This window comes from Delftia acidovorans NBRC 14950, assembly GCF_001598795.1.
GTDB lineage: Bacteria > Pseudomonadota > Gammaproteobacteria > Burkholderiales > Burkholderiaceae_C > Comamonas > Comamonas acidovorans.
Window position 1 is genome coordinate 56,695 of sequence record NZ_BCZP01000014.1, and the last position, 8,260, is coordinate 64,954.

Here is an 8,260-nt window from a genome sequence, read left to right on the forward strand (position 1 = left end):
GCCACTTTCCAGGACCACGAAGATGCTCCACACCAACGCCGAGACAAAGCCTTCCTCCCTCCCGCGCACAGGCCTGCGCTCCATCGCTTTGGCCGGGCTGCTGGCCTGCGGCCTGCCACTGGCGGCCAGCGCCCAGGGGCTCGATGCACAGGGCCTGGCGGCCCTGGATACCGCCATCCAGCCGCTGGCGCCCAAGATGGTGCAATGGCGCCGCGACATCCACCAGCACCCCGAACTGTCGGGGCAGGAAGAACGCACGGCCAAGCTGGTGGCCGATCACCTGCGCCGCCTGGGCATGGAGGTGCAGACCGGCGTGGGCGGCACGGGCGTGGTGGGCGTGCTGCGCGGCGGCCAGCCGGGCAAGACCGTGGCGCTGCGTGCCGACATGGACGCGCTGCCCGTGGCCGAGAAGACCGGCCTGCCCTTTGCCTCCAAGGCCAAGGCCCAGTACATGGGCAAGGAGGTTTCGGTCATGCATGCCTGCGGGCACGATGCCCACGTGGCCATGCTCATGGGCGCGGCCGAGGCGCTGGCCGGCATGCGCGCGAAGCTGCCCGGCACGGTGAAGTTCATCTTCCAGCCCGCCGAGGAAGGCGCCCCGGTGGAGGCCGATGCCCACGGCCATGTGCCCAGCTTCGGCGCCAAGGCCATGGTGGAGGCCGGCGTGCTCAAGGACGTGCAGGCCATCTACGGCCTGCACATCACGGCCAATCTGCCCTCGGGCATGGTGGGCTATCGCAGCGGACCGCTGATGGCGGGTTCGGACAGCCTGAGCATCCAGGTCGAGGGCCGGGGCGGCCATGGCTCGTCGCCGTGGAATGCGGTCGATCCCATCGTCGCGGCCAGCCAGGTGGTGCTGGGCCTGCAGACCGTGGTCAGCCGCCAGCTCAACATCAGCCTGGAGCCGGCCGTGCTGACGATCGGCTCCATCCAGGGCGGCACGCGCTACAACATCATCCCGGACAACGTGGAGATGCAGGGCACGCTGCGCACCTTCGACGAGGACATGCGCCAGGAGGCACACAAGCGCATCACCGCCACGGCCGAGCAGATCGCGGCCTCCAGCGGCGCCAAGGCCAAGGTGCGTTTCGGCCCGGTGGCCTATCCGGTGACCACCAACCCCGCGGCATTGACCGAGGCCTCGCTGCCCGCGCTCAAGCTGGCCATGGGCGGCAAGGCCATGGTGATTCCCAAGGTCAGCGGCTCCGAGGATTTCTCGGAATTCCAGAAGGTGGTGCCGGGCTTCTTCTACTTCCTGGGGGCGCCGCCGGCCGGCCAGGATTTCGCGAAGGCGCCGTCCAACCACTCGCCGCTGTTCGACATCGACGAGAAGCAACTGCCCACGGGCGCGCGCTCACTGGCCGCGCTGGCCGTGGACTATTTGCAGCGCAACCCATAGTTATTGGAATCCCCCTGAGCGGCGGACGCCGCTTCACGTTGCACGGCGCCCCCTCTCTCGCTACGCGGGAGGGGGACGGCACCCTCGCTGCGGGGCGGCGCGGCCGGCGTAGGCCCTTGCTCGGTGCCCCTGGCTTGAGATCGAGTCCGTGCGAACCGCGTCGGCTTTATTTGGCGCTAGCGATTGCCGATGGGCCTTTCCACCACCGGGCGATGGCGAGCCGGAACGGCAGCAGCAGCGCCACGCCCAGCACCAGCTTGACGCCCAGGTCGCCCAGGGCCCAGGTCACCCAGGGCTCGGCGGCGCCTGCGAAGGCGATGCTCCAGAACAGGAAGGTGTCCAGGCAGGCGGCCAGCAGCGTGGCCACCAGGGGGGCACGCCACCAGCGGCCTGCACGCAGGCGGTGGAACACGCCGATGTCCAGCCACTGCGAGGCAATGAAGGCCGCGCCCGAGGCCAGCGCGATGCGCGGCGGCGCCAGCACCAGCGAGGCGGCAACGGCCACGGCAAAGCCCACCCAGGCCACGCGCCTGGCCTGCTGCGGGCCGAAGCTGCGGTTGACCAGCTCGCTCACCAGGAAGGCGAACGGATAGGTGATGGCGCCCCAGGTCAGCCAGTCGTTGATGGCGTACTGCACCAGGATGTTGGACGACAGCACCACCACGCCCATGGCCGCAATGGCGGCCAGCAGCTGGGTGCGCGAGGGGGCGGCGAAACGGTGCGGACGCGGTGTCATGCTGCGCCACCGGAGCCGCGTGCGCCCGACGAGGGCAGGGGCAGCCCCAGGATGGCGCAGGCCACGGCCTCGCCCACCTTGACGCCATCCACGCCGGCCGACAGGATGCCGCCCGCGTAGCTGGCGCCTTCGCCGGCCGGGTACAGGCCGCGCGTGTTCAGGCTGTGGAAGTCCGCGCCGCGCTCGATCTTCACGGGCGAGGAGGTGCGCGTTTCCACGCCGGTGAGCACGGCATCGTGCATGTCGTAGCCGCGGATCTTCTTGCCGAAGGCGGGCAGGGCCTCGCGCATGGCCTCGATGGCGTAGGCCGGCAGCACGTGGTGCAGGTTGGTCAGCGTGATGCCGGGCTGGTAGGAGGGCTCGACCTCGCCCAGCGCGGCCGATTCCTTGCCCGCGATGAAGTCGCCCACCAGCTGGCCCGGCGCGTTGTAGTTGCGTCCGCCCAGCAGGTAGGCCTTGGTCTCCAGCTGGCGCTGCAGCACGATGCCCGACAGCGGGTGCAGCTCGCCGTCCTTGAGGTCTTCCACGCCATGGGTCTTGCCGTCGAAGGCCCAGGCAAAGCTCTTGGCATCGCGCGGATAGTCGGAGGGGTCGATGGCGCAGACCATGCCGGCGTTGGCATTGCGCTCAGCACGCGAGTACTGGCTCATGCCGTTGGTGACCACGCGCTCGGGCTCGCTGGTGGCCGCCACCACGGTGCCGCCCGGGCACATGCAAAAGCTGTAGACCGCGCGCCCGTTGCTGGCGTGGTGCACCAGCTTGTAGTCGGCCGCGCCCAGCAGCGGGTGGCCGGCATGCCTGCCCCAGCGCGCCCGGTCGATCAGGCCCTGCGGATGCTCGATGCGAAAGCCCACCGAGAACGGCTTGGCCTCCATGTGCACGCCGCGTTCGTAGAACATGGCGAAGGTGTCGCGCGAGCTGTGGCCCAGGGCCATCACGGCATGGTCGGTCTCCAGCCACTGGCGCTCGCCGCTGTCCTGGTCCAGCACCTCCAGGGCGGTGAGATGGCGGTCCTCGCCCTCGCCCTCGATGCGCATGTCACACACGCGCTGGCCGAAGCGGATCTCGCCGCCCAGGCGGATGATTTCCTCGCGGATGCCCTCGACGACCTTCACCAGCTTGAAGGTGCCGATGTGCGGGTGCGCGGCATAGAGGATCTCGGGCGGTGCGCCGTGGGTGACGAACTCCTGCATCACCTTGCGGCCCAGGTGGCGCGGGTCCTTGATCTGGCTGTAGAGCTTGCCGTCGGAGAAGGTGCCTGCGCCGCCTTCGCCGAACTGCACATTGGACTCGGGCACCAGCTCGCGCTTGCGCCACAGGCCCCAGGTGTCCTGGGTGCGCTCGCGCACCGAGCGGCCGCGCTCGATCACGATGGGCCTGAAGCCCATCTGCGCCAGCACCAGGGCCGCAAAGATGCCGCAGGGCCCGAAGCCCACCACCACGGGCCGGCGCTGCAGGTCGGCAGGCGCCTGGCCCACGGCATGCCAGCGCATGTCGGGCGTGGGGTTCACATGGGCATGGCTGGAGAACTGCTCCAGCAGTGCGGCTTCCTGGCTCTCGTCGGCCAGCGTCAGGTCCACGATGTAGACGGCCAGCAGCTCGGACTTGCGCGCATCGAAGCTGCGCTTGTGCACGTGCACGGAGGCAATGGCCTCCTCGGCAATGCCCAACTGGCGCGCGGCCAGGGCGCGCAGCGGCTCCAGGGGCAGATATTCGGTGTGGCTGTCGGGGTGGTATTGCACCGCCGACAGGGGCAGTTTCAGTTCAGAGACGCGGATCATGGCTTGTACCTATCAAGCAGAGGGCCGGCGATGGTAAGGCAAAGCAGCGCCCGGCACAGGCGGCAGCGGCTACATCCATGGAGCGTGCTCGGGTTCGCAAAGGCCAGGCGGGCGTGCGTGCGGGGCAGGCGGCCGGCGGGCCTGAAACACTGAAACACCAAGGGACTGGGACCGGGCCGCAAACCTTCGATGCATTGGCCCAGGCTTGCGGGAAATGCAAGGCATGCGAATGCATGTGCCCGATGACTGCAATGGGCGCTTTGCTGGTGATATCAATAGCATGCCAATCAATAGGCGAACTTTTGATTCTCCCCATGAGAATCAGAAAATTCCTAGAAGGAAAATCCCATTGTCAAAAAAGGTGTATTTGCTGGAGAGGCGATTTCCAGGATCATTTGATCCCTCCATCAGTTTCCTGCGGGCATAGCCGGAAGCTTTTGGGGCTTTTTCAAGAGAGGGTTGCCGGCAAGGGAAGCCATATGCGGGCAATGGAGTTCAACCAGATTGACATGCTGGCCTCAATTCCGGGTGCGCGGGTATTGAGGCTGGTTACGCCATATGAAAAAAACAATGGGAGGCGCCGCGCTCCGCGGCGCATTGGGAGTCATCGCCTGCGGGCTGGCAGGGGTGGGTGCCGTCCGGTCGGAAGTGGTATCCCGGGTCACGGCCCTGCCAGAGTCCGCCACGCGGGTGAACATGGGTGATGGCGGCCGCGTTCAGGTCACGCCGGCCCAGGTCAAGGACGGTGTTTCATACAACGGCTTCAGCCAGTTCGATGTGGGCAAGGCCGGGCTCACGTTCCTGAATGAGGGCGTCAAGGCACGGACCATCGTGGCCGAGGTGTTCTCCGCTGCGCCCTCCCATATCACAGGAACCATCGATGTCAATGGCCCCCGCGCCAATCTGATTTTTGCGAATCAGAACGGCATCCGCGTCAATGGCGGCAGCTTTGTCAATTTCGGCAGCGTTGCGCTGACCACGGGCGCCGTGACGCTGCGCGATCAATTGCAGCCCTCGGGTTATGTCCAGCGGCTGGTGGATGTCCATACCAAGCAGGGCGAGATCGTGATTGGCGAGCAAGGGGTGTCAGGCAATCTGATCCGTCTGGAGATGATCGCCAAAAGCATTGCCCTGCAGGGTGCCGTCACCAACGAGTTCTCATCATCAAGCGCCCTGGTCCGCATGGTGGCCGGGGAATCCACGGCCCAGTTCGATACGGCGGCGTCGCCAACGGACAACTTGACGCCATGGGTCTACTACGAGGGAGGGAAGGCGCGCAGCACCGCATTGGCGGTGGACCTGAATGCGGATTCCAAGGTCACCTCCGGGCGTATCGAGATTCTGGTGACCGACCAGGGCGCCGGTGTGCGCAACCAGGGGCAGATGGTGGCCTCGGCCGGGGATTTCCGGCTGACCAGCACGGGACAGCTGGAGCAGATCGGCGGCAAGGTGCAGGCCCAGGGGCAGGTGGACATACGCTCCCGGGATATCGCGCTGGGTTCGCGCGGCGACGAGACCAGCCTGCTGGCGGCCGGCAGCCGTGTCCGCCTCGAGGCCGAAGGGGCCATCCGCAACCTGGGCGGCGAGATCTCCGGCCAGCAAGGCGTGGGCGAGGCAGAGGATGCCCATGCCGTCGTGCTCAAGGCCGGTGGCGGCATAGAGCACAGGACGCCCGTGGGGGCCGCGAAAACCGCGCTGATCTTCGGCAAGGAAGGCTCCGTGCTGCTGGACAGCGGGCAGGGCGTGGATTCCATCAACGCACGCATCGTATCCAACAGCGATCTGGTCATTCGGGGAGCTGCGGATGTGCGCAACGAAAGCGTGCACATCGCCGGTGCCGGCCTGGAAGATTGGGCATCGCACAGCGTCTTCAAGCGCAGGAAAGGCTACAGCGTGGACATGGGCGAGCTGGCCGATCCTGCCAACCAGGCCTACTGGGTGGCGCAAGGCAATGTGCAGGTCACGGCGCGCAACTTCTCCAACCTGGGCGGCCATGTGTTCTCCAACCAGGGCGGCATCAAGATAGAGGCGCAAGAGAGCGTCGTGACCAAGGCGCACAGCATTGGCGGATTCGAATACCGGCAAAGCTGCTTCCTGTTCGTCTGCAGGCGCACAGCCTCCTCCAACGAGGCGCTGGTGGGCGGGCAGATCATGGGCGCCGAATCGGTCGATATACGTGCTGGCGGGAAGATCCTCAACGATGCCGGCCAGGTCTACGCAGGCAAGGGCATGACCCTGGAGGCTCCCGAGATCATCGCGCGAGGGCGCCCCGTGCATACCGTCATCCTGCGCGACAAGGGCCTCAAGGCCCTGTTCGGCGACACCTGGGCCAGGATCTATGCCACGGACCAGGGCGGCAGCTACACCGTCCAGCAAGGACGGCTGGTTCTCAAGGGGCTGGCATACCAGGATGGCGGGGTGTTGCAAGCCTCCGAAGGCGTGGACGGCGCCATCGAGGTGATTCGCAAGCCTTCCCGAGATGCGGTGCGCATCGAGGACCACCTCGGCATCTTCTGGTGGTGAACCGCATGAGCCACTGGATCTCCGCCGCGGGCATCTGCGCGCTGGCCCTCAGCCCGATGCTCGTCCATGCACAGTCCGTGTCTGCGCGCGACCCCAACGACCAGATCATCCGCGAGCAGCAGGAAAAACTGCGCGAGGAAATGCTGCGCCGCTCCGCACCCGCCAGCATTGAATTCGAGCAACCCGCTGCCGCAGCCGCAGGCATGGAAGACCGATTCCCCGAAGGCCTGCAGCCCCAGGGACCGGCCTTTCCCATTCATACCATCAGGCAAGACGGCATGGCGTTGCTGCCGGAGGCTGTCTTTGCCAGGGTCACCGCGCCCTTTGTCGGCCGCTCGATCGGGGTCGAACACATCAACGTGCTGCTGGAGCGGGTCAACCGGGCCCTGATCGCTGCGGGCTACACCACCTCGCGTGCCTACGTGGGCAACCAGAGCCTGCAGGAGGGCGTGCTGTCCCTCACCATCGTGCCGGGCCGCATCGAGCAATTGCTGTTCAACGGCACCCCCGTCGGTCTCGGCGACGATCAGGCGCTGGGCGTGCATCTGGCCCTTGCCATGAAGCAGGGCGACGTGCTGCGCCTGCGCGACATCGAGCAGTCGGTGGACCAGTTCAACCGCCTCAGGCGCAACAACGTGCAGGTGCAGATCCGCCCGGGCACGCAGCCGGGCGGCTCCATCGTCGAGTTCGTCAACCAGGCGGGCCAGGCCGCGCGCTACAACGTCTCGCTGGACAACCAGGGCGCGGCCGCCACCGGCCGCCTTCGCGTGCAGCTGGGCCTGGATGCCGGCAATGTGCTGGGCCTGATGGAGTCGCTGGGCGCCGGCCTGACCACCAGCACGGAAACCAACGCCCTGTATGGCACCTTCTCCGTGCCGCTGGGCTACGCCACGCTGTCGGCCATGGCTTCCGTGTCGGAATACCAGAACCTCATTGGCGACACCGCCCTGGTCCACGGCACATCGAAGACCTACACGCTGTCGCTGAGCCGCCTGCTGCAGCGCGACCAGAACAGCAAGACGGCCATGGACCTGAGCTTCTCGCACCGCAAGTCCGAGCGTTCCGTCAACAACATCTCGCTCAGCCCGCAGACCCAGGCCGTGCTGCGCCTGGGCATCAACCGCCTCACGCGCTTTCAAGCCGGACAGGGGCTGGGCCAGTGGACGGTGGATGCGGGCATCTCGCGCGGCATGCCCTGGCTGGACACCAACCGCGACCCGGCCGACCTGCCCCGGGAGGCCGCCCGCTACCGGTTCACCAAGCTGGAGCTGTCGGCATCGGTCGAGCGGCCGTTGGGCAGCCTCCTGACCTGGCGCTCGCGTGCGTTGGGCCAATGGAGCCGGCATCCGTTGTACTCGTCCGAGCAGATCTTCGCCGGAGGCGTGGGCAGCGTGCGCGGATTTCCCGAATCGGCCGTTGGCGGCGACAAGGGCATGGTCTGGCGCAATGAATGGGCGTTGCAGCGGCCGCCCCAGATCCTGGGCGGGCAGATCCGCTACGAGCCTTACCTGTTTGTGGATGCGGCGCGGCTGTCCACCGTTGCAGACAGCCGCTCGCATGCCCTGGCCAGCGCGGGAGGCGGGCTGCGCATCGCCTTCGCGGGCGGCTTCGCCGAGCTGATCGCGGGCAAGCCGTTGCGCACACCCAGTGAAATGCCCAAGCCAGGCTGGCGTGTCAATGCCAGCCTGGCCTACCAGTTCTAGCGCTGTAACGCCCGCACAGGCGCACCGACCGCAAGACAGCAGCAACACAGAGACAGACAAGACAGAGCAATGAAGAGGGAGCCCAGCATGCATGCACCGACCATGAGCCAGCAAAACC

General features: G+C 66.9%; 5 protein-coding genes. 3 read left to right on the top strand and 2 right to left on the bottom strand.

What is annotated here, in order from left to right:
* Positions 1–22: 22 nt before the first annotated feature.
* Positions 23–1,399: an amidohydrolase gene (locus DA1_RS18400; protein WP_034390442.1), complete on the top strand. Its 1,377-nt coding sequence runs from the start codon at positions 23–25 to the stop codon at positions 1,397–1,399.
* Between the two features lie 166 nt (positions 1,400–1,565).
* Here DA1_RS18400 and DA1_RS18405 read toward each other — a convergent pair whose 3' ends face one another.
* Both DA1_RS18405 and DA1_RS18410 read right to left on the bottom strand, forming a co-directional pair.
* On the bottom strand, positions 1,566–2,135 hold the full coding sequence (locus DA1_RS18405; RefSeq protein WP_034390445.1) for a VUT family protein: 570 nt from the start codon (positions 2,133–2,135) through the stop codon (positions 1,566–1,568).
* On the bottom strand, positions 2,132–3,916 hold the full coding sequence (locus DA1_RS18410; RefSeq protein ID WP_013804133.1) for an NAD(P)/FAD-dependent oxidoreductase: 1,785 nt from the start codon (positions 3,914–3,916) through the stop codon (positions 2,132–2,134). Before DA1_RS18410 ends, DA1_RS18405 begins: the two co-directional genes overlap by 4 nt.
* A 696-nt stretch (positions 3,917–4,612) precedes the next feature.
* Here DA1_RS18410 and DA1_RS18415 point away from each other — a divergent pair.
* Both DA1_RS18415 and DA1_RS18420 read left to right on the top strand, forming a co-directional pair.
* Positions 4,613–6,439 carry a filamentous hemagglutinin N-terminal domain-containing protein gene (locus DA1_RS18415; protein WP_034398164.1) on the top strand — a complete coding sequence of 609 codons (1,827 nt, stop codon included), beginning with the start codon at positions 4,613–4,615 and terminating at the stop codon, positions 6,437–6,439.
* A gap of 5 nt (positions 6,440–6,444) precedes the next feature.
* Positions 6,445–8,142: a ShlB/FhaC/HecB family hemolysin secretion/activation protein gene (locus DA1_RS18420; RefSeq protein ID WP_034390448.1), complete on the top strand. Its 1,698-nt coding sequence runs from the start codon at positions 6,445–6,447 to the stop codon at positions 8,140–8,142.
* The last annotated feature ends 118 nt before the right edge of the window (positions 8,143–8,260 follow it).

Excerpts from the sequence above, each read along its gene's own strand:
- DA1_RS18415 (WP_034398164.1), top strand. The coding sequence starts at position 4,613 with ATGGGTGATGGCGGCCGCGTTCAGGTCACGCCGGCCCAGGTCAAGGAC.
- DA1_RS18420 (WP_034390448.1), top strand. The coding sequence starts at position 6,445 with ATGAGCCACTGGATCTCCGCCGCGGGCATCTGCGCGCTGGCCCTCAGC.
- DA1_RS18410 (WP_013804133.1), bottom strand. The coding sequence starts at position 3,916 with ATGATCCGCGTCTCTGAACTGAAACTGCCCCTGTCGGCGGTGCAATAC.
- DA1_RS18400 (WP_034390442.1), top strand. The coding sequence starts at position 23 with ATGCTCCACACCAACGCCGAGACAAAGCCTTCCTCCCTCCCGCGCACA.
- DA1_RS18405 (WP_034390445.1), bottom strand. The coding sequence starts at position 2,135 with ATGACACCGCGTCCGCACCGTTTCGCCGCCCCCTCGCGCACCCAGCTG.